The organism is Salinivibrio sp. YCSC6 (genome assembly GCF_004916735.1).
GTDB lineage: Bacteria > Pseudomonadota > Gammaproteobacteria > Enterobacterales > Vibrionaceae > Salinivibrio > Salinivibrio proteolyticus.
Genome location: NZ_CP039516.1, coordinates 2,138,324 through 2,162,446, shown reverse-complemented (window position 1 = coordinate 2,162,446; position 24,123 = coordinate 2,138,324). Strand labels below are relative to the sequence as shown.

General features: G+C 49.8%; 24 protein-coding genes. 16 read left to right on the top strand and 8 right to left on the bottom strand.

Features of this window, described 5'->3' with window-relative positions; genetic code table 11:
* Nucleotides 1–30 precede the first annotated feature (30 nt).
* From E8E00_RS09960 to E8E00_RS09930, 7 genes are all read right to left on the bottom strand, one after another.
* Complete coding sequence (locus E8E00_RS09960; RefSeq protein WP_096631118.1) at nt 31–633, bottom strand: DJ-1 family glyoxalase III; 603 nt, start codon at nt 631–633, stop codon at nt 31–33.
* Between the two features lie 2 nt (nt 634–635).
* Entirely contained in the window at nt 636–1,523 is an 888-nt protein-coding gene (locus E8E00_RS09955) for a 2-dehydropantoate 2-reductase (protein WP_096631121.1), read from the bottom strand.
* Between the two features lie 109 nt (nt 1,524–1,632).
* Complete coding sequence (locus E8E00_RS09950; protein ID WP_096631123.1) at nt 1,633–2,448, bottom strand: outer membrane protein OmpK; 816 nt, start codon at nt 2,446–2,448, stop codon at nt 1,633–1,635.
* A 215-nt stretch (nt 2,449–2,663) separates the two neighbouring features.
* The gene (locus E8E00_RS09945) at nt 2,664–4,055 is read right to left on the bottom strand and encodes an MFS transporter (RefSeq protein ID WP_096631125.1); all 1,392 of its coding nucleotides are present in this window, start codon (nt 4,053–4,055) and stop codon (nt 2,664–2,666) included.
* Between the two features lie 21 nt (nt 4,056–4,076).
* Nucleotides 4,077–4,637, bottom strand: coding sequence for a peptidylprolyl isomerase (locus tag E8E00_RS09940; protein WP_069587447.1), 561 nt, complete (start codon nt 4,635–4,637; stop codon nt 4,077–4,079).
* A 2-nt stretch (nt 4,638–4,639) separates the two neighbouring features.
* Nucleotides 4,640–5,209, bottom strand: coding sequence for a YajG family lipoprotein (locus E8E00_RS09935; protein ID WP_069587446.1), 570 nt, complete (start codon nt 5,207–5,209; stop codon nt 4,640–4,642).
* A gap of 19 nt (nt 5,210–5,228) precedes the next feature.
* Nucleotides 5,229–6,356 carry a methyltransferase gene (locus E8E00_RS09930; protein WP_240531930.1) on the bottom strand — a complete coding sequence of 376 codons (1,128 nt, stop codon included), beginning with the start codon at nt 6,354–6,356 and terminating at the stop codon, nt 5,229–5,231.
* Nucleotides 6,357–6,549: 193 nt separating this feature from the next.
* Between E8E00_RS09930 and bolA the strand changes: the two genes are divergently transcribed.
* From bolA to dinB, 10 genes are all read left to right on the top strand, one after another.
* Nucleotides 6,550–6,858 carry a transcriptional regulator BolA gene (bolA, locus tag E8E00_RS09925; protein WP_077455570.1) on the top strand — a complete coding sequence of 103 codons (309 nt, stop codon included), beginning with the start codon at nt 6,550–6,552 and terminating at the stop codon, nt 6,856–6,858.
* 410 nt (nt 6,859–7,268) lie between these two features.
* Nucleotides 7,269–8,609, top strand: a complete 1,341-nt coding sequence (locus E8E00_RS17245) for a Na(+)-translocating NADH-quinone reductase subunit A (RefSeq protein WP_096631612.1) — start codon at nt 7,269–7,271, stop codon at nt 8,607–8,609.
* 3 nt (nt 8,610–8,612) lie between these two features.
* A complete protein-coding gene (locus E8E00_RS17240) occupies nt 8,613–9,854 on the top strand; it encodes an NADH:ubiquinone reductase (Na(+)-transporting) subunit B (protein ID WP_069587442.1) in 1,242 nt (413 codons plus the stop codon).
* Nucleotides 9,844–10,647, top strand: a complete 804-nt coding sequence (locus tag E8E00_RS09910) for a Na(+)-translocating NADH-quinone reductase subunit C (RefSeq protein ID WP_069587441.1) — start codon at nt 9,844–9,846, stop codon at nt 10,645–10,647. The genes E8E00_RS17240 and E8E00_RS09910 overlap by 11 nt, the downstream gene beginning before the upstream one ends.
* Nucleotides 10,640–11,272: an NADH:ubiquinone reductase (Na(+)-transporting) subunit D gene (locus E8E00_RS09905; protein WP_069587440.1), complete on the top strand. Its 633-nt coding sequence runs from the start codon at nt 10,640–10,642 to the stop codon at nt 11,270–11,272. The genes E8E00_RS09910 and E8E00_RS09905 overlap by 8 nt, the downstream gene beginning before the upstream one ends.
* Before the next feature lie 6 nt (nt 11,273–11,278).
* On the top strand, nt 11,279–11,875 hold the full coding sequence (gene nqrE / locus E8E00_RS09900) for an NADH:ubiquinone reductase (Na(+)-transporting) subunit E (RefSeq protein ID WP_069587439.1): 597 nt from the start codon (nt 11,279–11,281) through the stop codon (nt 11,873–11,875).
* A 31-nt stretch (nt 11,876–11,906) separates the two neighbouring features.
* Complete coding sequence (nqrF, locus tag E8E00_RS09895) at nt 11,907–13,130, top strand: NADH:ubiquinone reductase (Na(+)-transporting) subunit F (RefSeq protein WP_069587438.1); 1,224 nt, start codon at nt 11,907–11,909, stop codon at nt 13,128–13,130.
* 84 nt (nt 13,131–13,214) lie between these two features.
* Entirely contained in the window at nt 13,215–14,231 is a 1,017-nt protein-coding gene (locus E8E00_RS09890; protein ID WP_069587437.1) for an FAD:protein FMN transferase, read from the top strand.
* A gap of 30 nt (nt 14,232–14,261) precedes the next feature.
* Nucleotides 14,262–14,483 (top strand): (Na+)-NQR maturation NqrM, encoded by a 222-nt coding sequence (nqrM, locus tag E8E00_RS09885; RefSeq protein ID WP_069587436.1) that lies wholly within the window; start codon nt 14,262–14,264, stop codon nt 14,481–14,483.
* 82 nt (nt 14,484–14,565) lie between these two features.
* Entirely contained in the window at nt 14,566–15,615 is a 1,050-nt protein-coding gene (gene dinB, locus E8E00_RS09880) for a DNA polymerase IV (protein ID WP_077455575.1), read from the top strand.
* On the opposite strand, the gene E8E00_RS09875 is transcribed toward dinB, so the two are convergent.
* The gene (locus E8E00_RS09875; protein ID WP_205907387.1) at nt 15,612–17,087 is read right to left on the bottom strand and encodes an aminoacyl-histidine dipeptidase; all 1,476 of its coding nucleotides are present in this window, start codon (nt 17,085–17,087) and stop codon (nt 15,612–15,614) included. The genes dinB and E8E00_RS09875 overlap by 4 nt on opposite strands.
* Before the next feature lie 739 nt (nt 17,088–17,826).
* Here E8E00_RS09875 and E8E00_RS09870 point away from each other — a divergent pair.
* The 6 genes from E8E00_RS09870 to E8E00_RS09845 all read left to right on the top strand — a co-directional run bounded on the left by E8E00_RS09870 (nt 17,827) and on the right by E8E00_RS09845 (nt 24,071).
* Nucleotides 17,827–19,119 carry an NCS2 family permease gene (locus E8E00_RS09870; protein ID WP_069587433.1) on the top strand — a complete coding sequence of 431 codons (1,293 nt, stop codon included), beginning with the start codon at nt 17,827–17,829 and terminating at the stop codon, nt 19,117–19,119.
* Between the two features lie 56 nt (nt 19,120–19,175).
* A complete protein-coding gene (gene gpt, locus E8E00_RS09865) occupies nt 19,176–19,631 on the top strand; it encodes a xanthine phosphoribosyltransferase (protein WP_069587432.1) in 456 nt (151 codons plus the stop codon).
* Nucleotides 19,632–19,788: 157 nt separating this feature from the next.
* Nucleotides 19,789–21,042, top strand: coding sequence for an esterase FrsA (frsA, locus tag E8E00_RS09860; protein WP_096631616.1), 1,254 nt, complete (start codon nt 19,789–19,791; stop codon nt 21,040–21,042).
* A gap of 114 nt (nt 21,043–21,156) precedes the next feature.
* A complete protein-coding gene (crl, locus tag E8E00_RS09855) occupies nt 21,157–21,558 on the top strand; it encodes a sigma factor-binding protein Crl (RefSeq protein WP_069587431.1) in 402 nt (133 codons plus the stop codon).
* Nucleotides 21,559–21,643: 85 nt separating this feature from the next.
* Nucleotides 21,644–22,801, top strand: a complete 1,158-nt coding sequence (gene proB, locus E8E00_RS09850) for a glutamate 5-kinase (RefSeq protein WP_096631132.1) — start codon at nt 21,644–21,646, stop codon at nt 22,799–22,801.
* Between the two features lie 16 nt (nt 22,802–22,817).
* Nucleotides 22,818–24,071: a glutamate-5-semialdehyde dehydrogenase gene (locus E8E00_RS09845; RefSeq protein ID WP_096631135.1), complete on the top strand. Its 1,254-nt coding sequence runs from the start codon at nt 22,818–22,820 to the stop codon at nt 24,069–24,071.
* Nucleotides 24,072–24,123 lie beyond the last annotated feature (52 nt).

Sequence of the window (24,123 nt, the reverse complement as noted above, 5' to 3'; positions counted from 1 at the left end):
AAAAAACAGGCAGCCTCGCTGCCTGTTTTTTTATTCGGCGAATTTTTTCTCGTACTGCAAGTTTGGGAGGGGGACCATAGGTTCGGCAACCTGCCAGGCCAGTGCTTTCCCTGCCAAGACGTGAACAATCTCAATGGCAAATTCGAGCGCAGATCCCGGGCCTTGGCTGGTGATCAACTTGTGATCATAATCAGTCATCACACGGCGACGACTGCGCCATTGCTCTGGGATCTGCTCGCTGACACTGGGATGGCAACTGATATGAGAGGTGGGGTAAAGCTGGTGGCGCTGCAGAACAAGCGCGGGAGCCGCGCAGATAGCCGCGACCCATGCATGGTCACTTTGCTGTTGTTTGATAATTTCTGTCACGATCGCGCTGTCGCCTAAACACTGCGCCCCATCAATACCCCCGGGTAAAATGACGCAATCAAACGGCTGGTCGGCCACACTCGCCAAAGGTGCATCGCACACTAATTGTACGCCACGAGAACAGGTTAAAGTGAGTGAACCTTCAGGGTCGGCGCTGGCAACGGTGACACAAAAACCAGCCCGCTTCATCACATCAATGGCGGTGACGGTTTCCATTTCCTCGCTGCCGGGTGCCACGCATACTAAGACGTTAATCGGTTTCATGATTATCCTTTTTGTACCTCACGTTGCTTCACGGCATCATATAGCGCCTGGTGGGTAGGCACCTTAATCTGATGATGTGCCGCTCGAGCCAATAAATAGCCTGTGATCTGCTCAAGCTCTGTCTTTCTGCCATGATAGCAGTCGCGATTCATTGATGAATAGTTATTTGCGGTGGCGCGTGCCACTGTCAGTGCTTGTGTTTTTAGCTGTTCGGCATGGGTGGCGAGTCCGTCAGCTTGCATCACACGGGCAAGTTCTTGGCAAAGTAACTGGATGGTGTCTTGGTAGTCGGCAGATAATAATGCTCCGTTATTCACTTGATGAATCGCGGTGAGTGGATTGATCACACAATTAACCGCCAGCTTATGCCATAGCTGATGGATAATCGCTTCGTGCCAGTACACTGGCGATAAGGCATGATCCAACACCTCGGCGACAAAGGCACACTGCTGACCTGCTTGATTCGCCGCGCCGATGTAAGTCTCTCCGTGGCCGGTATGCTGATAGCTCCCTTGATAGGGGCTAAAGACGCCGTGTGAGGTGGTGGCGAGCAATAAAGGTTGCGACGGACTCACTAGCGTTTTGATTTGCGCATGCGGTCCCATCCCATTGTGCATTAAGACGATAATTGTATCGGGATGAAGCTGCTCGATGATAGGTTGTAAGGCAGGCATGACGTCATAAGCCTTGGTACACACCATTAATAGATCGCAATCGGTAATGGCTTGTGGCTGGTTAGCGGGGACCGTCACGGTATGGCTGTCGAGTACCAATTGCCGACACACTTCTGTGCCTGCACGGGTGATCACCTGCACGCGATGACCGGCTTGTACTAATTGGGTTGCCCACAAAGTACCAATTGCGCCTACACCGATAAAAGTTATGTTCATGACAAGCTCAGAGCGGTTAAAAGTGCATAGTTTATCACGAGGTAGGAGCAAGACAGAGAAACAAGTTGGGGGAGGAAAAAAGCGCCGACCGAGAGGCCGGCGCAGTCACTTAGAATTTGTAGGTGGCGCTTAGGTAGTGGGAAATACCTGAGCTTTCCGTTGTGCCACCATCTTCAATCAAGTAGACATCGTTATAGGCTTTAAGGCCATAACCGAGGGCATAGTTGTCTGAGTGCCAATATAGGCCGTTAAACATCGCGCCGCCGTGGGTCGCTTGACTCTTGCCTTTGAAAGTGTCATCGGCACCAAATTGGTAATCGATATAGCCTTGATAAGACAAGAAGCTACCGTTGTCGAAAAAGTGGAAAGGCTTAAACCAGTTGGTCGAGAATTGGTAACCGTTCCAGTCTTTTTTGTTGATGTCATACAAACCGTAAAGGTTCATGCCTACTTTGCCAAACCAAGGCAGTTCAACATCGGCACCGACACCCCAGAACGAGTTGTTAGTGTCACTATCGCCACCACCCCAGTTAAACAAAGTCGAGAAGTATACTTCTTGTACAGGGCCAAACGACAAGTCTTGCCCGGTGATGCCGTCAATTGAGAAGCGTGGTGCTAGCTTCATAAAGGCTTTAGGCGCGCCTTTTTTATTGTTGTTGTCGCTATCGCTTTCGGCAAGATCGAAGATGTCCACATAGCCATAGAGATCAACCACACCCTTACGGCCGCCAAATTCCATCTCGAGGTAATTATGATCTTTATCGGTGTCAGGACCGAACTGAGGTTTCTCGTTGATGGCATACATGGCGTTAAACTGAAGCCATTTATGATCGTTTTTATAGATATCGTCTGAGTAATCAGCCGCGTTGGCGATAGGTGCGGCGCTAGCTGCCATGACGGCAAGTGCGAGTAGGGACTTTTTCATGGTGACTGCCTCTGCTTAAGTGTGTAACCGTTGAGTTCAATGGAGGCAGTATATTGATTAAGTTCACCATAAAGAATGTAACAAATGTAGACATGAATTTTAGATGTGACTGAAGATGGCATGTATTCGATTACATGTCATTTTTATGTGATCTTGATTGAAAGAAAATGACGTGCGGAGCACAATTTTTTGCACTCCGCTGTGATGGGGAAACGCTAGTCCTGCCGGGTTTTTAGACATTGTCCAGAAAGTTCGTCATGGTGCGATGATTCTTTTCTAAATTGTCTACCAATATAGAGCAGCATGACTAGACCTGGGATCACCATCAATGAGGTTATTACGAAAAATGTTGACCAGCTATCCAGCCAATCCACCATCATACCGCTAAAGGATGCGAGAGAGGTACGGCCAAGGTTACCCAACGATGCAAGCAGCGCGTATTGAGTGGCGGAAAAAGCGCGCCCGGTTAAGAAGGTCAAGAAAGAGACAAAGGCAATGGTGGCGAAAGCCGAGGTGAAGTTATCCACCAGTATCGCGCCTAGCAGCAGGTGCTCGTCTGGTCCCACCACAGCAAGCCAAGCAAACATCAAATTACTGGAGGCCATGGCCACCCCGCCAATAAACAAGCCTTTGATTACCCCAAAGCGCAAGTTAATGTAGCTGCCGATTAGGGTATACACCACGGTCAGTCCCCAACCTACGAGCTTGGAGTAATAACCAATTTGCTCATTGCTAAAGCCAACATCTTTGTAAAAGACAATCGACATCCGGCCCAAAAAGGCCTCGCCAATCTTAAAGAGAAAAACAAACAACAGAATGGCTAACGCAACTTTTACACCGTTGCGGCGGAAAAACTCGGCAAAAGGTTCAAACACAGTCACTACTAACCAAGTGCGTGCACTGCTGTATCCTTTCCCTAGATAGTAACGGGTCGCGGCATCTTGGCGCTGTTCGCGGTCACTGGCAGGCTCTTTAACGAATAAGGTGGCCAGTAACATTAAGCCTACAAACCCTGCCATGATCACATACACCTGATTCCAACCGATGGCGTCAGCGTTGATAAAACCGATGTAACCGGGCAGAGAATATCCCGTCCACCATCCAATGACGGACATGGCAGAGGCAAGTGGGAACTTATCGGTCTCATGCTCCGCAAAATTATCAATACGAAAGGCATCAATGGCGATATCTTGAGTGGCAGAGGCGAGTGCAATCGCAAAAATCAGCGATGAAAGCACCACAGTGGTCACCCAAGGATCAATGGCTGTCAAGCCGTGTAAATTAAGCTGAGATAAGGCCAAGGTTGCGATCAGAATCAGCGCTTGGGTGAGCAATATCCAACTGCGGCGTTGTCCGAAGCGCTCATTAAGCATGGGCACTTTGAGTCTATCAATCAAAGGCGCCCAGAGAAAGTTCACCGCATACAGCACAAACACCGAGCCGAATAGACCAATCGCGGTACGAGAGAGCCCTTCATCCGCGAGCCAGCCGTTTAAGTTGGAGCCGATTAACACCCAAGGAAAGCCGCTACAGCAGCCCATTAAGAACACATAAAGGAGTCGGCGGTCGGCATAGGGCGCAAGCGCCCCCTTAAGATTAGGTAACATGATCGCAAGCCTGCCTGTCAGCTACTGAGAAGATATTCGAGAGATGCTATTTATCACAATGGGTTGTTGTGGTACGTCTTGCATCCGCTTGCTTGGGATCGTCACGGTTGATTGAGATGAAATGTTTTGCACCGTGACAAAGCCTTCAACCACTCGACCAAAAACGGTGTAGCCAAGCTTGTTGGGCGTGGCGTCCAGAAAGCCGTTATCGTTGATATTAATGTAAAATTGACGCGTGGCCGAATCGGGGTCATTGGTTCTGGCCATCGCAATCGTGGCGCGTCGGTTGCTCAGGCCATTAGTGGATTCATTGTCAACCGTGTCATATACCGGCAGGCGCTCAAGGTCTTTATCAAACCCACCACCTTGGACCACGAACCCCGGGATCACGCGATGAAATTGAGAGCCAACATAGCTGCCATCATCAACATAACGGAGAAAATTAGCCACGGTTTTGGGCGCTTTTTGCTCATCAAGACTGAGCGTAAATGCGCCGAGCGTTGTATCCACCTTCACCAACACTTCCGCCTGCGCTGGCAATGCAGCCAACGCAAGCATGCACATCATGCAGAAGGTACGCATGATTAAAAGTGCTCTTTCATGTGCTTAAGCAACTGCTCGTCGTTGGCAATATCTTGCAGTACCGCCTCAAGCAAGTTGTTCAGAGCCATTTCGATATCATCAGGCGATGCGCTGCTGATCCCTTCTTGGGTTGATTTGCCAGTGTAACGCTTCACGAAGCGACCATCAGGAGACTCTGCGACCAGCTGAAGCTGGACCGACGCTTCCATATTGTGCTTAAACACCGTGTGTTTTACACGCACGAGGGCATCAAGAATATCGAGGCGCAGTGTTCCCGGGCCATTCGCCACCACACGGAAGCCTTGCGAAGAAAGTTGGCGAGAAAGGGTGTCTTCTAAGACAACGCGCAGATTCTGGCTAGCATGCAGTGGCTTCACGTTAGAGCGACCACTGTCAATGACAGCCACAAACTGGGCGGTACGTAGATCACGGCTTTTCACAACTACGGGCAAGTTATTCACTTGCTGTTGGTTTGAGGTGGCGGGTTTGGGCGCGATAGTCAGTTGCGGATCACGCGGCGATGAACAGCCTGCTAGGATAAGCACGGCAGCGGCAACGAGCAGTTTTTTCATTGTGTTCAGCATCCTTTACTTAATGTTGGGCGTGTACTGCTTGAAGAATAACGAATTTTTTATTCGACGCAATGACGGAGACATTACCAAAAAGGCGTTTTAACTTAGCATGATAGCCGAGATGTCGGTTTCCGATGACTAAAAGGCGGCCACGATTGGTCAGAACACGTTTTGCGTCACAAAACATTTGCCAAGCAATATGATCGGTAATGGCTTGTTGTTGATGGAATGGTGGATTACACATCACCAAGTCCACATCATGGTGTGCAAACTCGCTCAAACAATCCCGCGCTTCACACTCAAAGCGCGTGGGCGCAATGTGATGCGCTAAAAGGTTACGTTGCGCCGATGCGACAGCCATATGGCTTTCGTCAACGGCATGAATAAAGGCATTTGGATTGTTTCGAGCGGCTTGCAAGGCAAGCACACCATTACCACACCCTAGATCGACAATCCTTTTTAATCCGGGTTCACTCGGAATGTGCGGTAACATCAAATACGCCGCAATATCCAGTTTTTGCGCAGAGAATACATTGGGGAAATTCGCCAGTGTCATGGCGTAATCAGGCACATCGAACGTATGTAGCTGGTCGATTAACTCGGGTTTGTCGTCACGCGGCGTACAAAATACTAAGCGTGCTTTTTTCTTCGCCAGTGAAGTCACTGTGTTGCCGAGCTGGTGCTCAAACTGGTTTAACGTTGAGGTGTGAATCTCTTTGGCCTTCGCCGCGGCGATGACGGGAATGGATGAATCGGTGATCGCGGCAAGTTGCTGTAATTGCCATGACAACATGCGTGTGCTTTTCGGGATCCGTAATAGCACCACATCGATGCGCTCTGGCAGCGGCTCTAAGCTGGTTAATTGGACGACGCTAGGCAGGGCATTGGCGGCTAAATTCTGGACAGTTGCTTGTTGTGCCACCACCGAATCACTGACTTGAATCGTGTCATAGCCTTGTTGTGACGCCCAGCAGCTTAGCGCGCCAAAGTGATCATTGATGATCAACACACGCGCACCGGCCGGTAATGACAACTCAGCCACGTGCTCAATCAAGTATTCGTCGGCTGCGTCGAACGCTTGCAGCGTCTCGTTTTTACGTCGGGGATAACGGTGGAGTATTAATGGCTGGCCCGCAGGCGTCGTCATTTCAGTCTTCATCGGAGTTTTTGCGTCGCGATAGATAAAGTGGGTATATTGTCGCACTCAGCCAGAGACTGCAATTTAAAACGTGGCGTCATCTCTGGTGTTGAAAGCTCACGCCACCGCGAAAGTCGCAAAATCATCAATAGCATCTACACTGAGAGCACCTGTGCTCCCCGTGTAAAATGTGGGAAGCAAAATGAAAATACAAACACAGATCACCGAGAAGCTCGAGCAGGCTTTTTCGCCTAGCTTTCTGGATGTGCGTAATGAAAGCTTTATGCATAACGTGCCAGAAGGGTCAGAGAGCCACTTTAAAGTCGTGGTGGTATCAGAGGCATTTGACGGTCAGCGTTTAATTCAACGTCACCGCGCAGTGAATGCGACCTTATCTGATGAGTTGGCCCATCATATTCATGCGTTGGCGATCCACACTTACACGCCGCAAGAGTGGACGTCACAAGCGCAAGCTCCGGATTCACCCGCTTGTCGCGGTGGGGGCAAATAGCGCCAGCGCTGATGTTGAGTTTTCACGTTGTGGCAACAAATTCTTACATAAATATGAGCGGTTCGGTGAGTGGTAACTGCGTAGGGCTTTCGTTTCATCAGCACAGGCGAGCATTCGCATTGCCTGCTAAGGTGAACAAAAAAACAGCAGTGAAACTGTGACCTTACAGCGAGTATTGTTTGTACAGGTATGGATAATTGCCACGCTCCAGTGACAATACCCATAGAATCAACGCTGGGGTTAGTGATAGAATACGGCGCTTAAAGACTAACCTAGGCTACCTTTGTGTAACGATTTGGTTAGCAGGATGTTGCGACGGTGGGCCGTCATGGCCGCCAAACAGTCGAAAGTCGTGTCTTTAACTGCGCAATAACAGAATTCTTTTTCCCGTTAATGTAGTGCAAGTGCGTATGATTACAATAAAAAAGGGTTTGGATATCCCTATTGCCGGGACTCCTACTCAGGTGATAAATGACGGCCCAGCCGTCAAGAAAGTCGCCTTGCTTGGCGAAGAGTACGTTGGAATGCGCCCCACCATGCACGCGCGTGTGGGTGATGTAGTGAAAAAAGGTCAGATTCTTTTTGAAGATAAAAAGAATCCGGGCGTGAAATTTACTGCACCAGCAGCTGGTAAAGTGGTTGAAGTTAACCGCGGTGCCAAGCGTGTTCTTCAGTCTGTCGTCATTGAAGTCGATGGAAACGAGCAAGTCACGTTTAATAAATATGAAGCCTCACAGTTGGCATCGCTAGATCGCCAAGCCATTGTTGACCAACTGGTCGAGTCTGGCATGTGGACAGCGCTTCGTACTCGTCCTTTTAGCAAGTCGCCTGCGGTTGATGCCGTGCCGGAAGCTATCTTTGTCAATGCCATGGACACCAATCCGCTTGCTGCGGATCCGAAAGTGATCATTGATGAGCAAAAAGAGGCTTTCGTTGCGGGCCTAGATGTGGTTTCTCGCCTTACCGAAAAAACGGTATTCGTTTGTAAAGCAGACGTAGAGTTACCGACTAGCAAGCAATCAAACGTTGAGCAGCATGTCTTCGCTGGTCCTCACCCAGCTGGTCTTGTCGGTACCCATATCCATCACTTGCGCTCAGCAAGTATGGAAAAAATGGTATGGCACCTAAACTACCAAGACGTCATTGCGTTTGGCCATTTATTCCTGACCGGTGAACTTAACACCGATCGCGTGGTTGCCTTAGCTGGCCCTATGGTCAATAAGCCACGCTTGGTACGTACTCAACTGGGCGCTAACCTCGATGAGCTGACGGACGGTGAGTTAATGGCTGGCGAGTGCCGTATTATCTCTGGTTCTGTACTCTCGGGCACCAAAGCGACTGGTCCTCATGCGTATCTTGGCCGTTTCCACCTGCAAGTGTCTGTATTACGCGAAGGTAATGAGAAAGAGCTGTTCGGTTGGTTATCTCCCGGCAAAAACCGCTTCTCTGTGACCCGTGCGTACCTCGGCCACCTGTTCAAAGGCCAACTTTTCAATATGACCACCTCGACCAACGGTAGTGATCGTTCCATGGTGCCAATCGGTAACTATGAGCGAGTAATGCCGCTGGATATCGAGCCGACTATGCTGCTGCGTGATATCTGTGCCGGTGATACAGATAGTATGCAACAGTTAGGCGCGCTGGAGTTAGATCCTGAGGATTTGGCACTTTGTACATTTGTCTGCCCTGGCAAGTACGAATTTGGCCCAATGCTCCGCGAGAGCCTGGAAAAAATTGAGAAGGAAGGGTAACAGATGAGCCTGAAAAACTTTTTAGAGCAAATCGAGCCACACTTTGAGCCAGGCGGTAAACACGAGAAGTGGTTTGCATTGTATGAAGCGGTCGCGACCATTTTGTACACGCCAGGCATGGTGACCAAAGCTGGCGCTCACGTGCGTGACAGCATCGATTTGAAACGCATCATGATCATGGTGTGGTTTGCTGTGTTCCCCGCAATGTTCTGGGGTATGTACAACACAGGTAACCAAGCCATTATGGGCCTGAACCATTTATATGAAGGCGCGCAGCTTGCGCAAATCATTGAAGGGAACTGGCACTACTGGCTGACTGAGGCGATTGCGGGGCCGCTTGCGAGTGCAGGTTGGGGTACCAAAATGGTCTTGGGTGCCACCTACTTCCTGCCTATTTATGCCACCGTGTTTATCGTGGGTGGTTTCTGGGAAGTACTGTTCTGTATTATCCGTAAGCACGAAGTGAACGAAGGTTTCTTCGTGACCTCGATTCTTTTTGCACTGATCGTTCCGCCAACGCTGCCATTGTGGCAAGCCGCTTTGGGTATCACCTTTGGTGTGGTGGTTGCAAAAGAAATCTTTGGTGGTACAGGCCGTAACTTCTTGAACCCTGCGTTGGCTGGCCGTGCATTCTTGTTCTTCGCGTATCCTGCTCAAATCTCTGGTGATTTGGTATGGACCGCTGCGGACGGCTTCTCGGGTGCGACTGCACTGAGTCAATGGTCAACCGGCGGTGAAATGGCGCTGATGCACAACGTGACCGGTCAAACCATGACTTGGATGGACGCCTTTATTGGTAACATCCCAGGTTCAATGGGTGAAGTATCGACGCTTGCCATCTTGATTGGTGGTGCGGCGCTGGTTTACATGCGCATTGCATCATGGCGAATCATCTTGGGTACCTTCCTCGGTATGGTCGCCGCGGCAACCTTGTTCAATGTGATTGGCTCTGATTCCAACCCAATGTTTAGCATGCCTGCTCATTGGCACCTTGTACTGGGTGGTTTTGCGTTCGGTATGATGTTCATGGCGACGGATCCTGTCTCTGCTGCGTTCACCAATAAAGCAAAATGGTGGTACGGCATTTTGATTGGTGCGATGGCCGTGATTATTCGCGTGGTTAACCCAGCATACCCAGAAGGAATGATGCTGGCGATCTTGTTCGCGAACCTGTTTGCACCACTGTTCGATAACCTGGTGATTCAGGGCAACATCAAACGGAGACTGGCTCGTAATGGCAAGTAGTAACGATAGTATTAAAAAGACGCTGCTCGTTGTTATCGCATTGAGCTTGGTGTGCTCGATTGTGGTGTCTGGTGCAGCAGTAGCGCTACGTCCTTTGCAACAAATTAATGCAAAGCTAGACGTACAGAAAAACATCCTTTCGGTGGCTGGTATTGATGTCACGGGTGGCAAAAGTGCGATCAATGATGCTTACAACAAGTACATTGAGACTCGTCTAGTCAGCCTAGATGACGGTGAATTTGTTAGCCCTGAGACGGTCAACGTTGAATCGGCAGCTGATTACGATCAGCGTGCGGCTGCCAATGATCCGGCCTTGTCGAAAAAGCTGAGTGGCGATGAAAACATTGCTGATATCGGTCGTCGTCCTGACGTGGCCAAGGTCTACTTGGTTAAAGATGATGCGGGCCAAACTCAGCGTCTGATTCTGCCCGTCAATGGTTCTGGCCTTTGGAGCATGATGTACGCATTCGTAGCGGTAGAACCCGACGGTAACACAGTTGCTGACATCGTTTACTACGAGCAAGGTGAAACACCAGGGCTAGGTGGTGAAGTTGAAAACCCGAAATGGCGCGCGCAGTGGGATGGCAAAAAGCTATTCAACGAGCAGGGCGAGCCAGCGATTCGCATCGTTAAAGGCGGCGCTCCTCAAGGTAGTGAGCACGGTATCGATGCATTGTCGGGAGCGACCCTAACCAGTAATGGTGTTCAGAACCAGTTTAACTTCTGGCTAAGTGACATGGGCTTTGGTCCATTCCTAGCAAAAGTTCGCGAGGGAGGCCTGATCGATGGCTGAAGCTAAAGAACTGAAGAAAAACCTTCTGTCACCGGTACTGGACAATAACCCGATTGCCTTACAGGTCCTCGGTGTTTGTTCGGCCTTGGCGGTGACCACACAGATGCAAACTGCATTTGTTATGACGTTGGCGGTGATGTTCGTAACGGCGATGTCAAACCTGTGTGTTTCTTTGATCCGTAACCACATTCCTAACAGCGTACGTATCATCGTCCAGATGGCGATCATTGCGTCGTTAGTTATCGTGGTTGACCAAACATTGAAAGCGTTCGTGTACGACATTTCTAAGCAGTTGTCGGTATTCGTTGGTCTTATTATTACCAACTGTATCGTGATGGGCCGTGCTGAGGCGTATGCGATGAAGTCGTCGCCATTGCCATCATTTATTGACGGTATTGGTAACTCACTAGGCTACGGCTTTGTGCTGATGACAGTCGCGTTCTTCCGTGAGCTACTGGGCTCTGGCTCAGTGTTTGGTGTGTCTATTCTACCTGTGGTCAATGAAGGGGGTTGGTATCAGCCAAACGGTTTGATGCTTCTGGCCCCATCTGCATTCTTCCTCATCGGCTTTTTGATTTGGATTGTGCGTACCTTCAAACCTGAACAAGTTGAAGCGAAGGAGTAATAGCACATGGAACATTATTTGAGCCTGCTAGTGCGCTCTATCTTCATCGAGAACATGGCGCTGGCATTCTTCCTTGGTATGTGTACCTTTTTGGCCGTATCCAAGAAAGTAAAAACCGCATTTGGTCTGGGTGTGGCCGTGGTTGTGGTACTGACCATCTCAGTGCCGGTTAACAACTTGGTTTACAACTTGGTTCTGCGTGAAGACGCGCTGGTGAAAGGCGTCGATTTGAGTTTCTTGAACTTTGTTACCTTCATCGGCGTTATCGCGGCGTTGGTACAGATTCTTGAGATGGTACTCGACCGCTTCTTCCCGCCGCTTTACAACGCGCTGGGTATCTTTCTGCCGCTTATTACGGTGAACTGTGCCATCTTCGGTGGCGTATCATTCATGGTTCAGCGTGATTACAACTTCGCAGAGTCAGTGGTTTACGGCTTCGGTTCTGGGGTGGGCTGGATGCTAGCCATCGTCGCCCTAGCGGGTATCCGTGAGAAAATGAAATATTCAGACGTGCCGCCAGCACTGCGTGGTTTGGGGATCACCTTTATCACAGTTGGTTTGATGGCATTGGGCTTTATGTCTTTCTCTGGTGTGCAACTGTAAGCCGGGTAAACTGCGAGAAAAGGAATAGTCAATGGACATTATTCTTGGTGTAGTGATGTTTACTCTGATTGTACTGGCGCTGGTATTGGTGATTTTGTTCGCCAAGTCCAAGCTGGTACCAACCGGTGACGTCACAATTGATATCAATGACGATCCTGAAAAGGCGATCGTTACTCAGCCAGGCGGTAAACTGCTTGGTGCACTGGCCGGTGCTGGTGTGTTTGTTTCTTCTGCCTGTGGTGGTGGTGGTTCATGTGGCCAGTGCCGCGTAAAAATCAAAGAAGGTGGCGGTGATATTCTGCCAACCGAGCTTGATCACATCACCAAAGGTGAAGCACGTGAAGGTGAGCGTCTGTCATGTCAGGTTGCTGTAAAGCAAGACATGAAGATCGAATTGCCAGAAGAAATCTTTGGCGTGAAGAAGTGGGATTGTGAAGTTATTTCTAACGACAACAAAGCCACTTTCATCAAAGAGCTGAAGCTGCGCATTCCTGACGGTGAGTCTGTACCTTTCCGTGCAGGTGGTTATATTCAAATTGAAGCGCCACCGCACCACATTAAGTACTCAGACTTTGATATTCCTGAGGAATACCGTGAAGACTGGGAGAAGTTCAACTTGTTCCGGTATGAGTCAAAAGTGGATGAAGAAATCATCCGTGCTTACTCAATGGCTAACTACCCTGAAGAAGAAGGCATCATCATGCTGAACGTGCGTGTGGCAACGCCACCACCACGTAACCCTGATGTGCCACCAGGCCAAATGTCGTCTTACATTTGGTCACTGAAGCCGGGTGATAAGTGTACGATCTCAGGACCGTTCGGTGAGTTCTTCGCGAAAGATACCGACGCTGAAATGGTCTTTATCGGCGGTGGTGCCGGTATGGCACCAATGCGCTCGCATATCTTTGACCAACTTAAACGTCTGAACTCAGATCGTAAGATCACCTTCTGGTACGGTGCACGTTCTAAGCGTGAAATGTTCTACGTTGAAGATTTCGATATGCTTCAAGAGCAGAACGATAACTTCAAGTGGTACTGTGCACTGTCAGACCCACTACCAGAAGATAACTGGGATGGTTACACAGGCTTTATCCATAACGTGCTTTATGAGAACTACCTCAAAGATCATGAAGCGCCAGAAGACTGTGAATACTACATGTGTGGTCCACCAATGATGAACGCAGCCGTTATTGGTATGCTGAAGGACTTAGGTGTTGAAGACGAAAACATCCTTCTGGATGACTTCGGCGGCTAAGATCACAACGTGCGACTTACCTTTTAATGGCTGGCCTTTGGGTCAGCCATTTTACGTATCAACCTCGCGTCGAAGGACACCCATATGAAGAAGTTTTGGTTAGGCTGTGTGGCAACGCTGACACTGCTCGTGGCTTTGGTCGGTTGTGAGCGTTCACCTGAGCTGGTCCATCTTAATGGCAGTACAATGGGTACGTATTACTCCATTAAGTACATTGCAACGGAAAACACGCCCGAGAAGGCTGTTATCCAAAAAGAAATCGATAAGCGTTTGGAGCTGGTGAATGACCAGATGTCGACGTATCGAGACGATTCGGAGCTGAGCCGTTTCAATCAACATCGTGCTGACTCTCCGGTTGAGGTATCTGACGCGACGGCGAAAGTGGTGAAAGAAGCGATGCGTCTTAACGCGTTCACCGACGGCGCGTTAGATGTCACGGTTGGACCGTTAGTGAATCTTTGGAGCTTTGGCCCTGAAAAACGACCAGAGAATATTCCGACCGACGAAGAAATCGCACAGCGAATGGCGATGACGGGGTTAGAGAGCCTGTCTTTATCGGGAAATCAGTTGACCAAAACCAATCCTGACCTTTATGTCGACTTGTCAACGATCGCCAAAGGATACGGCGTAGATGTGGTCGCTGAGTATTTGGCGTCACTTGGTCTCGATAACTATTTGGTTGAGATTGGTGGTGAGTTACAATTAAAAGGTGTGAACCAAGACGGTGTACCTTGGCGCATCGCGATTGAAAAGCCTAGTGCCGGCACACAGTCGGTGCAAGAGATTATTGAGCCTGGGGATATGGCGGTTGCCACGTCAGGGGATTATCGCAATTACTTTGAGCATGATGGGGTACGCTATTCGCACATCATTGATCCAGCAACAGGACGACCGATTCATCATCGCTTAGTGTCTGTCACTGTGTTAGACCCGTCTTGTATGACGGCGGATGGTTTGGCAACAGGCTTCATGGTACTTGGACCAGAGAAAGCCGTTGCATTGGCAAATCAAGCCAATATTCCTGCCTTTATGGTAGTGAAAACGGATGACGGTTTTAAAGAAATCGCATCTGAGGCGTTTAAGCCTTATTTAAAGCGTTAAATACGCAATAACGATAGTTGGTGAGCAATTATGTCAGTATTTCTTATCACCTTTGCTGTTTTTGTACTTGTGATTGCAGGGATGGCGATCGGCTACATCGTACAGCAAAAAACCATCAGTGGGAGCTGTGGTGGCCTAGGCGCAATCGGTATTGAAAAAGAATGCGACTGCCCAGAGCCGTGCGATGCACGTAAAAAGCGAGAAGCGCGTGCAGAGAAAACCCGTGAGTGGAAGAAAAACCAAATTATCTAGCAAAGACCTGACGCGATCAGGTGTACAGTAGATAGCCACCAGTGAGTCACTCTGTCTTATCTGGTGGCCATGCAGGATTGTCATGAAGAAAATCATCCATATCGACATGGATTGTTTCTATGCGGCAGTGGAGATGCGTGATAACCCTGCCTTACAACAGGTGCCTCTTGCGATTGGCGGGTCACCTGATGGGCGAGGGGTGATTGCAACCTGCAATTATCCCGCGCGTCGCTTTGGGATCCGTTCCGCGATGGCGACGGCTCAAGCACTTAAACTATGTCCCGGTCTGACGGTTATGCGTGGCAATATGGCCAAGTATCGCGCCGTTTCTCAGCAGCTTCATGCTATTTTTCATCGTTATACCGATATTATTGAGCCCCTCTCTCTTGATGAGGCTTACTTAGATGTTACAGATTGCGACAGTCATCAAGGCTCGGCAACCCGCATTGCAGAAGCGATTCGTCACACTATTCGCGACGAGCTATCATTAACCGCGTCGGCAGGCGTCGCGCCAATCAAGTTTCTCGCCAAAGTCGCCTCAGATATCAACAAACCGGATGGCTTATGCGTGATCACCCCTGACGAGGTCGACACCTTTGTGGCTGAGCTCCCTTTGCAATGCATTCCTGGCGTAGGACGTGTCACCTTAACCAAGCTTCATGAGCTGAATTTGTTTACCTGTAGAGATGTGCAGTGTAGCGATCATGGTGAACTGATCCAGCGGTTTGGTAAATTTGGGCAGGTACTATGGCAGCGAGCACACGGTATTGATCGACGTCCAGTGCAAGTGGAGCGGATACGTAAATCCGTTGGCGTAGAGCGCACTTTATCGCAAGATCTTGCAGCGCTGAATGATTGTTTACAGTGGCTAGACACTTTATACGAAGAGCTCCAACGGCGACTCGAAAAAGCCGATGCGAATGGGCGGATTTGTCGCCAAGGAGTCAAACTCAAATTCAACGACTTTCAAACCACGACGGTTGCACACCGCTGTGAGCGGTTAGATCGAGGGCTATTTGATACCTTGTTGCATGAAGCGTTTTATCGAGGCGAGGGTAGAGCGGTGCGGCTGATTGGTTTGTCGGTAGGGCTGGGGGACGACAATGACCCCCAGCTAAGTTTACTCGCTTAAGCACGCTTGTCAGGAATTGCTTTTAAGATAGCGCGCATTTGTTGCCAATAGTGACCCACACTTTCAATGTTCACTTTCTCATCAGGTGAGTGAGGGAACTTAATCGTTGGACCAAACGAGATCATATCCATATCCGGATAAGGTTTTTTAAATAGACCGCATTCTAATCCCGCGTGGATCACCATGATATCAGGCTTACGCTGATAGATAGCTTCATAGGTATCGCGGAAAATATGCATGATTTCAGAGTCCGGATCAGGCTTCCACCCCGGGTATGCGCCGGAAAACTCGACGGTCACGTTTGCTAAACCGGCCAGTGAGCGCAGCATGCCTTGCACCATTTCTCGCCCTGAATCGATCAATGAGCGGATCAAAAACAATCCCGTAATAGTATGCTCATCGGTTTGGATAACGCCTAAGTTCAGTGAGGTTTCTACCACACCCGGAACATCATCGCTCATCCGTATAACACCGTTTGGCGCCGCGTTTAAGGCCGCGAGTAGCCGAGATTGTACGGCACGGGTCAATGGGTCGGCTTGATTGTCGGACGCATCGAGTACAACAGTGACGTTCTCCTCCAAGCGTCCCAACTCATCGTGAAGCAACTGCGCGTAGTTATCTATCGCCGCGGCTAATGCGTCTTTTTGTTCGACTGGCACGGCAATATCTGCAAAGGCTTCGCGCGGGATGGCGTTACGCAATGTGCCGCCTCGCAATGCAATCAGACTGACATCAACCCCACTGAGGTGATGGCTGAGCATGCGTGCAAGTAGCTTATTGGCATTGGCGCGACCCGTGTGAATATCCACCCCAGAGTGGCCGCCTTTAAGGCCTTTTATACCGACAGTAAAACGCGCAAAATTGTCGCCGATGGGATGACGCTCGACCGGAAAGTGCATGCTAGCATCGACGCCGCCCGCACAGCCCATGTAGATTTCCCCTTCTTGTTCGGAGTCTGTGTTCAGTAACACTTCCCCTTCAAGCCAGCCTGCTTCTAGGCCAAATGCACCGTCCATCCCAGCTTCTTCGTTGGTGGTGAGCAACACTTCGAGCGGACCATGTTCAATGTCATCAGCCGCTAAGACGGCAAGGCAGGAGGCCATTCCAATACCGTTATCGGCGCCTAATGTCGTGCCATCCGCCGTGACCCACTCGCCATCGATATAAGGGCGAATCGGATCGGTGGTAAAGTCGTGCTCGGTGTGCTCGTTTTTCTGCGGCACCATATCAAGGTGGGCTTGTAGTACTACACCTTTTCGGTTTTCCATTCCCGGCGTCGCCGGTTTGCGGATAAAAATATTGCCAGTGGGATCTTGGCGAACCTCTAAACCTCGGCCTTTCGCCCAATCGACAATGAATGCTGCCAATTGTGCTTCGTGGTAAGAGGGATGTGGAATAGCACAAATCTGGTCAAAAAAAGCCCAAACAGGCTGGGGTGATAATTGGCTGATCTCAGACACGGTAGACTCCATTTTATTTTATTGTTGGCCTTTTAAACAGTAGGCCTTACTGAAATAGATGGACTTTACCAAGCATACCACTGTCGACTAGGTGGTGACAGTCGCAGGATCAAGGGAAGGAAAAACAGAGTGCATGCCGGATATCTAGGCGTGATAGGCGTAATAAAACTACCAAATATGAACTTTTTGTGACTCTAGTCACTCTATTGCTTGTAATATAATTACGTGTGGGTTATTATCTAGACACTGATAACACAGGTTATCGATTGTTCATGGAGTGAACCCGAGTATTCGCCTCCAAGGAACCGAGACAAAATGTGAACAACATTAGGTTTAAACTTGAGAGAGGTAAAAACGATGGAAGGTATGGTATCTAACTACTACTGGAACCAACAGTCAGTGTATACCAAAGGATTTACGTATCCGGCGCCGTTCGGGTACCGCAAGTAAGTTTTACGATTCCCCCGCTCTTACAGAGACATTTCTGATCCAGAAGCAAACGCTTTAGTTCTGGCGCCACACAATGTTGTGGCGTTTTTTTTATGGGTTGTATGTCAGGTGCCTGATAAGCCAGTCATGATAGACAATCTTGTTGGCAACCATCACGAGAGCCATGACATTCCGATCAATTCATGCGGTTTCGTGCTGGAAATTTCCTTCATCGATCGGTAAGATTTGCGCCAATTTTTGACACGCAAACGTTTTCCTTTTGCATCTTATGATGCGCCACCTTTTATTCGGGATACCAACGATGTTAGAGCGTTTATTTAAACTCAGCGATCATGGCACGGATCTTCGCACCGAAGTTATTGCCGGTGTGACTACCTTCCTCACCATGGCCTACATCATTTTCGTGAACCCATCTATTTTGGCTGAAGCAGGAATGGACAAGGGCGCCGTATTTGTTGCCACCTGTTTGGCTGCTGCCGTCGGCTGTTTTGTGATGGGAATTGTCGCCAACTATCCGGTCGCTCAAGCGCCAGGTATGGGCCTTAACGCTTTCTTCACCTACACAGTGGTGCTGCAAATGGGTCACTCGTGGCAGGTTGCGCTGGCTGCGGTGTTTATTTCGGGCTTGTGTTTTATTCTACTCAGTGTGTTGAAAATTCGTGAGTGGATTATCAACTCGATTCCTATGTCACTGCGCACCGGTATCTCGGCGGGTATCGGTTTGTTTTTAGCGCTCATCGCACTGCAAAACGCGGGGATCGTTGTGGATCACCCGGCAACCCTTGTCGCACTGGGTGATGTGACGGCATTTGCCCCGGCGATGGCAGCACTTGGCTTTTTCCTTACTATCGGTTTGGTGCATCGTGGCCTAAAAGGGGCGGTCATGATTGCGATTTTAGTGGTCACCGTGATTGGTATTGTCGCGGGGGATGTCCCTTACCATGGCGTGATGTCTGCGCCGCCAAGCCTCGCGCCGACCTTTATGCAGCTTGATTTTGCCGGAGCCCTTGAAGTTGGTCTGGTGTCTATTGTGTTTGCATTTTTGTTTGTTGACCTCTTTGATACTGCAGGAACCTTAGTGGGTGTGGCACAGCGCGCGGAACTTTTGGACAAAGATGGTAAACTGCCGCGTTTAAATCGTGCATTACTGGCAGACAGTACCGCGACATCGGTCGGGGCGCTTTTAGGCACGTCGAATACAACCTCATATATTGAAAGTGTGTCAGGGGTAGCAGCGGGTGGCCGTACAGGACTCACTGCTGTCGTTGTGGGGATCTTATTCTTGCTTGCGCTATTTTTTGCGCCGCTAGCAGGTATGGTCCCAGCGTATGCAACAGCTGGCGCTCTCTTTTATGTTGCGATTTTGATGATGTCAGGTCTTGTAGGGATTAACTGGCGAGATTTGACCGAAGCCGCACCGGTGGTCGTGGTGTGCTTGCTGATGCCGCTCACTTACTCGATTGCGAGCGGGATTGGCCTTGGCTTTATTGCGTTTTGTGCCGTAAAAACCTTTGCGGGCAAAGGGCGTGAGGTCCCTGTCAGTATCTGGATCTTGGCTGGATTGTTCTTACTCAAGTTCGTTTTCTTGGTGTAAAACAGCCGCCCACATTGACGTTATAACAAGGCGAGAAACGCCACGAGGTTTTCATCATGAGTAACAAGTTCATCATCACCTGGGACAACATGCAGATGTACACACGCCAATTGGCGGAGAGGCTGCTACCCGCTGACCAGTGGCAGGGAATTATTGCTGTGAGTCGCGGTGGCTTGGTGCCTGCCGCCATTCTGGCCCGTGAGCTAGGCATTCGCTATGTCGATACGGTGTGTATCTCGAGCTACGATCATGATCATCAGCGCGATATGCGTGTCGTGAAACAAGCACCGGGGGATGGTGAAGGCTTTATTGTGGTGGACGACTTGGTTGATACAGGCGGAACCGCAGAAATGGTGCGCCAACTCTATCCTAAAGCACGCTTTGTGACTGTAAGCGCCAAACCGGCGGGTAAGCATCTTGTTGACGATTATATCGTCGATATTGCGCAAGACACATGGATTGAGCAGCCGTGGGATATGGCGGTGAGCTATGTGGATCCGATTGCCAAATAATAGCCAGCAAGGTTATTGATAATCTGCTGTCAACAAAACGTCGCACACAGTTGCGGCGTTTTTTCGTTTCTAGGGACGCGATTGACTGAAAATCATGGCCTTGCTGTGAGTATGGTTTACACTAGGAGCGTCATAAACTGAACGCTCGGGAGTGAACGTGTCGGAAAGCGAATCTCAAAATTTGTCGGTCAAGCTGTTTGCCAAACACAGACATGCCAAAGAAACGTCGACATTGTTTGGCGCTATCCAGCAAATCGATCAAGCGAGTTATTCGGCGTTTGATGGAGATAGTGAGCGCAGCTGGTATCGAATGCGGCGTCGTGGACAATGGACGTGGCAAGGAGTGGATCCGGTAGAGATGGAAGCCATTTTTGCCCGTATTGCTCATTCGGATAATTCACGCTCCGTTGACAGTCTGCTGGATACGGTAGAAGGCTACCGCTCGGGAAATTGGAACTACGAGTGGACAGCAGTGGGCATGCAGCACCAAAAGCGCGCCCAAGCGCTGGTAGACAAAGGAGAGCATCAAGCAGCGAGTCAGCAATGGCTGCAAGCCTGTACCTATTTCGGTATCGCGGCGTATCCTCACCTCAAAGGCGATACGCTCGCTTTGCAATCGGAAACGCTGGCCTACAAAGCCTTTGAGCATGCCATGGATAAGCTTCCCTTCACGGTTAAAACCGTAGAAACAACGCTCGATGGCAAATCGCTAAAAGGTTACCTGTATCTGCCAAGAACCGATGCGACTCTGCCGGTGGTTATTCTCAGTGGCAGCTTAGACAGTTTGCAAACCGATTTATGGCGGGTATTCGTCGATTACTTTGCTCCCGCAGATATCGCAGTATTGACCTTAGATATGCCCTCAGTGGGGCACAGCAGTCATTGGCATCTCAATGAAGATACCAGCCGCTTACATCGTGCCATGTTAGATAAACTGGCGGAGGTACCTTGGGTGGATCACCACCGCGTGGGCACCATGGGGATCCGGTTTGGCGCCAATCCAGCGGTTCGGTTAGCCTTTCTTGAACCACATAGAGTCAAAGCGAGTGCGGCGCTGGGAGGCATCGTGCATTCGCTATTAACCAATGCACAAATGATGAAGAAAATGCCGCCCATGTACCTCGATACACTAGGGTCGCGGCTCGGTCGCCATATTCCTATCGACACGCTTCGGACACGCTTGCAGGCGTGGTCACTCAAAAACCAAGGCTTACTCACCGGACGGCGCACCGATGTGCCCATTTTAGCCTTGAGCTTAAAAGATGATCCGGTTTGTCCAGAATCCGACAATAAACTGATTGCGACCTATAGTCGTGGTGGTAAAGCGGTGACATTGCCGAATACGCCTTTGCATGACGGCTATCATCGTGCGTTGTGTGAGACCGTCTCTTGGTTTGCCAATATTTTGTAACTAAGGTGGCGAAGGTGTGATCGAGTGCGGAAAGCGGGGGATTGGCGTTCACCTGATTGATAACGTCATGATATACCTTGAACTTAGGTAGATAGAGTGCCACTGGAGGACACCATGACCCAAACGCTCCCGCTTTCTCATGGACGGTTAAAAACACGTTTTACTGCGCTGGGCCCTTATTTTCGTGATGGGCAATCTGATGAACAAAGCTATTTTTTTGATAGCTTGTCTGTCTGCGTCGATGCGAAAAAGGAGCCCGACGCGCGCGAATTCTGGGGCTGGTGGCTAGTGCTTACCCCAGAAGACGATGGGTTCCGTTATCACTACGGTTATGGCCTCTATGACGAGCACGGGGAATGGTTAGCAAAAGCTGTCCCTGCCAAACAGCGCGCTGAGGTTGAGAAAACCCTTGATAGTTTCTACACCAAATTATGCCAATTGGTGGTCGATGAACTATCGCTCTCCCTTTCCCCAAGTCAAAAACTGACCGAGCCTGAACTCGCCCTTTCTAACTAAAACGTGATTTGCCTGATTTCAGTCCTTGTTAAATGGGCATGGGATTGATAAAAGAGACATCTATCTTTTAGTCAATCAGGCAATCATGACAGTTCAAGACGCGCTTCGAGACGGTGACATTGCAGCCACCGTCTCTTCTCAAACCATCGTTGTAAAATTAGGCACCAGTGTGCTGACTGGCGGTTCGCAACACCTTGACCAAGCCCACATGGTTGAGTTGGTTCGTCAGTGCGCGCGCCTGCGCCAACAAGGCCATCAAGTGATCATTGTCTCTTCGGGAGCGATTGCTGCTGGACGAGAGCACCTTGATTATCCGGTATTGGCTGACACGGTCGCCAATAAGCAGATGCTCGCAGCCGTCGGGCAGTGCCGTTTAATTCAAACCTGGGAGCATCTTTTCAGTCTTTATGGCTTTCAAGTCGGACAGATGCTGCTGACCCGCGCTGATTTGGATCACCGCGAGCGTTTTCTCAATGCGCGAGACATGCTCCATGCTTTACTCGACAACGGCATCATTCCCATTGTGAATGAAAATGATGCGGTGGCGACATCTGAGATCAAAGTCGGTGATAACGACAACCTCTCAGCGCTGGTGGCAATTTTAGCCAACGCAGATAAATTATTGCTGCTTACTGACCAACCCGGACTCTTTACGGCGGATCCGAGAACGCAACCCGATGCCGAGCTTATTCGGGAAGTCCATACGATTGATGAAACCTTACGCAAATTAGCGGGAGGCAGTGTTACAGGTCTTGGCACCGGTGGCATGGCTACGAAACTGCAGGCTGCAGATATTGGGCGACGTGCGGGCATAGAAGTCACGATTGCCGCTGGCAGCAAGCCTGAAGTGATCCAAAACGTGGTCGCCGGTAACAGCGCAGGCACTCGATTCTTGCCGTTAGAAAGCCCATTAGAGAGCCGTAAACGCTGGATATTAGCCGGACCACCTCCTGCGGGAGATATTACCATTGATACCGGTGCGGTGACGGCAGTGACGCAAAAAGGTAGCAGCTTGCTAAGTAAAGGCATCGTACGCGTCAAAGGTGACTTTGCGCGTGGCGAAGTCGCACGTATTTACTCTGTAGAGGGGCAATGCCTTGCGCGCGGTATTTGCCGTTATTCCGCGGCCGATCTTCGCCGTATTGCAGGTGCACATAGCCAACAAATCGCAGATATTTTAGGCTATGAGTATGGACCGGTAGCCATACACCGAGACGACCTTGTCGTTATTGGCGATCAATAAAAGAGATGCACACAACATGAGTTTACAAATGATGGGGAAAGCGGCCAAAGAGGCGGCTTACCAACTCGCGACAACTTCCACCACGAAAAAAAATCGCGCGCTGATCTTCATTGCGGACGAATTAGAGGCGCAACAAGCGAGTATTTTAGCGGCTAACCAAACGGACTTAGAAGCCGCACGCGCGGCGGGTATGAGCGAATCGTTGATCGACCGCTTAGCACTCACGCCAGCACGTTTATCGGCGATTGCTGCAGATGTGCGTAATGTGGTGTCGTTGCCCGATCCGGTTGGGCAAGAATTTGACCATAAAGTGCTCGAAAATGGCCTTTCGTTATCGAAGCGCCGTGAGCCTCTGGGGGTTGTCGGTGTGATTTATGAAGCGCGCCCTAACGTCACCATCGATATTGCCGCACTGTGTCTAAAAACGGGCAATGCCAGTATTTTACGTGGTGGTAAAGAAACCTTTGCGACCAACCAAGTGTTGGTCACTGTGATTCAATCTGCACTGAGCAAGGCTGAACTACCGCAATCAGCGGTGCAATACATCGAAAAGCCTGACCGAGAATTGGTCGCAGAGCTGCTGACCATGGACGAGTACGTGGATATGATTATTCCGCGCGGCGGTGCTAGTTTGCATAAAATGTGTAAACAAAACAGCACGATTCCGGTGATTATTGGTGGTTTTGGGATCAGCCATTTATATGTGGATCAAAGTGCCGATCTTGAACGCGCACCGGATGTGATCATTAATGCGAAGACAGACCGTCCATCCGCTTGTAACGCTTTGGATACGCTATTGGTGCACAAGCAAGTCGCGGCACAGTTGTTTATACGCCTGATCCCAGCGCTTAACGCACAGAAACTGAAGATTGTCGCAGCGAATAGTGCTTTGCCCTACCTTGACGGTGTCGCACAGCTTCGTGAAGCCGCTGAGGGAGACTTTGATACTGAATGGTTGGGTCCAACGCTCGGTGTTGCTGTGGTTGACGATGTGCACGACGCGCTCGGTCATATGCGCGAACACAATGCGAGCCATTCAGACACGATTCTGACCAATGATATTGATGCTGCTGAAGCCTTTATCAATGGTGCGGGCTCGGCTGCAGTCTATGTCAATGCTTCAACCCGTTTTACTGACGGTGCCCAGTTTGGTTTAGGCGCGGAAGTGGCTGTTTCAACGCAAAAGCTGCATGCGCGCGGCCCGATGGGACTCGAAGAGCTGACCACGTATAAGTGGGTCGGAAAAGCAGATTACCTGACGCGTCAATAACTTAAGCATACAAACGCAAGTTATATGCAAAACGTAAAAAAAGCCGCGCGAG

Coding starts and splice junctions, on each gene's coding strand:
- E8E00_RS09910 (WP_069587441.1), top strand. CDS start 9,844: ATGGCAAGTAGTAACGATAGTATTAAAAAGACGCTGCTCGTTGTTATC.
- E8E00_RS09875 (WP_205907387.1), bottom strand. CDS start 17,087: ATGGAGTCTACCGTGTCTGAGATCAGCCAATTATCACCCCAGCCTGTT.
- E8E00_RS09890 (WP_069587437.1), top strand. CDS start 13,215: ATGAAGAAGTTTTGGTTAGGCTGTGTGGCAACGCTGACACTGCTCGTG.
- E8E00_RS17240 (WP_069587442.1), top strand. CDS start 8,613: ATGAGCCTGAAAAACTTTTTAGAGCAAATCGAGCCACACTTTGAGCCA.
- E8E00_RS09870 (WP_069587433.1), top strand. CDS start 17,827: ATGTTAGAGCGTTTATTTAAACTCAGCGATCATGGCACGGATCTTCGC.
- proB (WP_096631132.1), top strand. CDS start 21,644: ATGACAGTTCAAGACGCGCTTCGAGACGGTGACATTGCAGCCACCGTC.
- E8E00_RS09930 (WP_240531930.1), bottom strand. CDS start 6,356: ATGACGACGCCTGCGGGCCAGCCATTAATACTCCACCGTTATCCCCGA.
- nqrE (WP_069587439.1), top strand. CDS start 11,279: ATGGAACATTATTTGAGCCTGCTAGTGCGCTCTATCTTCATCGAGAAC.
- bolA (WP_077455570.1), top strand. CDS start 6,550: ATGAAAATACAAACACAGATCACCGAGAAGCTCGAGCAGGCTTTTTCG.
- E8E00_RS09945 (WP_096631125.1), bottom strand. CDS start 4,055: ATGTTACCTAATCTTAAGGGGGCGCTTGCGCCCTATGCCGACCGCCGA.
- E8E00_RS09940 (WP_069587447.1), bottom strand. CDS start 4,637: ATGCGTACCTTCTGCATGATGTGCATGCTTGCGTTGGCTGCATTGCCA.
- crl (WP_069587431.1), top strand. CDS start 21,157: ATGACCCAAACGCTCCCGCTTTCTCATGGACGGTTAAAAACACGTTTT.
- E8E00_RS17245 (WP_096631612.1), top strand. CDS start 7,269: ATGATTACAATAAAAAAGGGTTTGGATATCCCTATTGCCGGGACTCCT.
- gpt (WP_069587432.1), top strand. CDS start 19,176: ATGAGTAACAAGTTCATCATCACCTGGGACAACATGCAGATGTACACA.
- nqrM (WP_069587436.1), top strand. CDS start 14,262: ATGTCAGTATTTCTTATCACCTTTGCTGTTTTTGTACTTGTGATTGCA.
- E8E00_RS09950 (WP_096631123.1), bottom strand. CDS start 2,448: ATGAAAAAGTCCCTACTCGCACTTGCCGTCATGGCAGCTAGCGCCGCA.
- E8E00_RS09905 (WP_069587440.1), top strand. CDS start 10,640: ATGGCTGAAGCTAAAGAACTGAAGAAAAACCTTCTGTCACCGGTACTG.
- E8E00_RS09935 (WP_069587446.1), bottom strand. CDS start 5,209: ATGAAAAAACTGCTCGTTGCCGCTGCCGTGCTTATCCTAGCAGGCTGT.
- nqrF (WP_069587438.1), top strand. CDS start 11,907: ATGGACATTATTCTTGGTGTAGTGATGTTTACTCTGATTGTACTGGCG.
- E8E00_RS09955 (WP_096631121.1), bottom strand. CDS start 1,523: ATGAACATAACTTTTATCGGTGTAGGCGCAATTGGTACTTTGTGGGCA.
- dinB (WP_077455575.1), top strand. CDS start 14,566: ATGAAGAAAATCATCCATATCGACATGGATTGTTTCTATGCGGCAGTG.
- E8E00_RS09960 (WP_096631118.1), bottom strand. CDS start 633: ATGAAACCGATTAACGTCTTAGTATGCGTGGCACCCGGCAGCGAGGAA.
- E8E00_RS09845 (WP_096631135.1), top strand. CDS start 22,818: ATGAGTTTACAAATGATGGGGAAAGCGGCCAAAGAGGCGGCTTACCAA.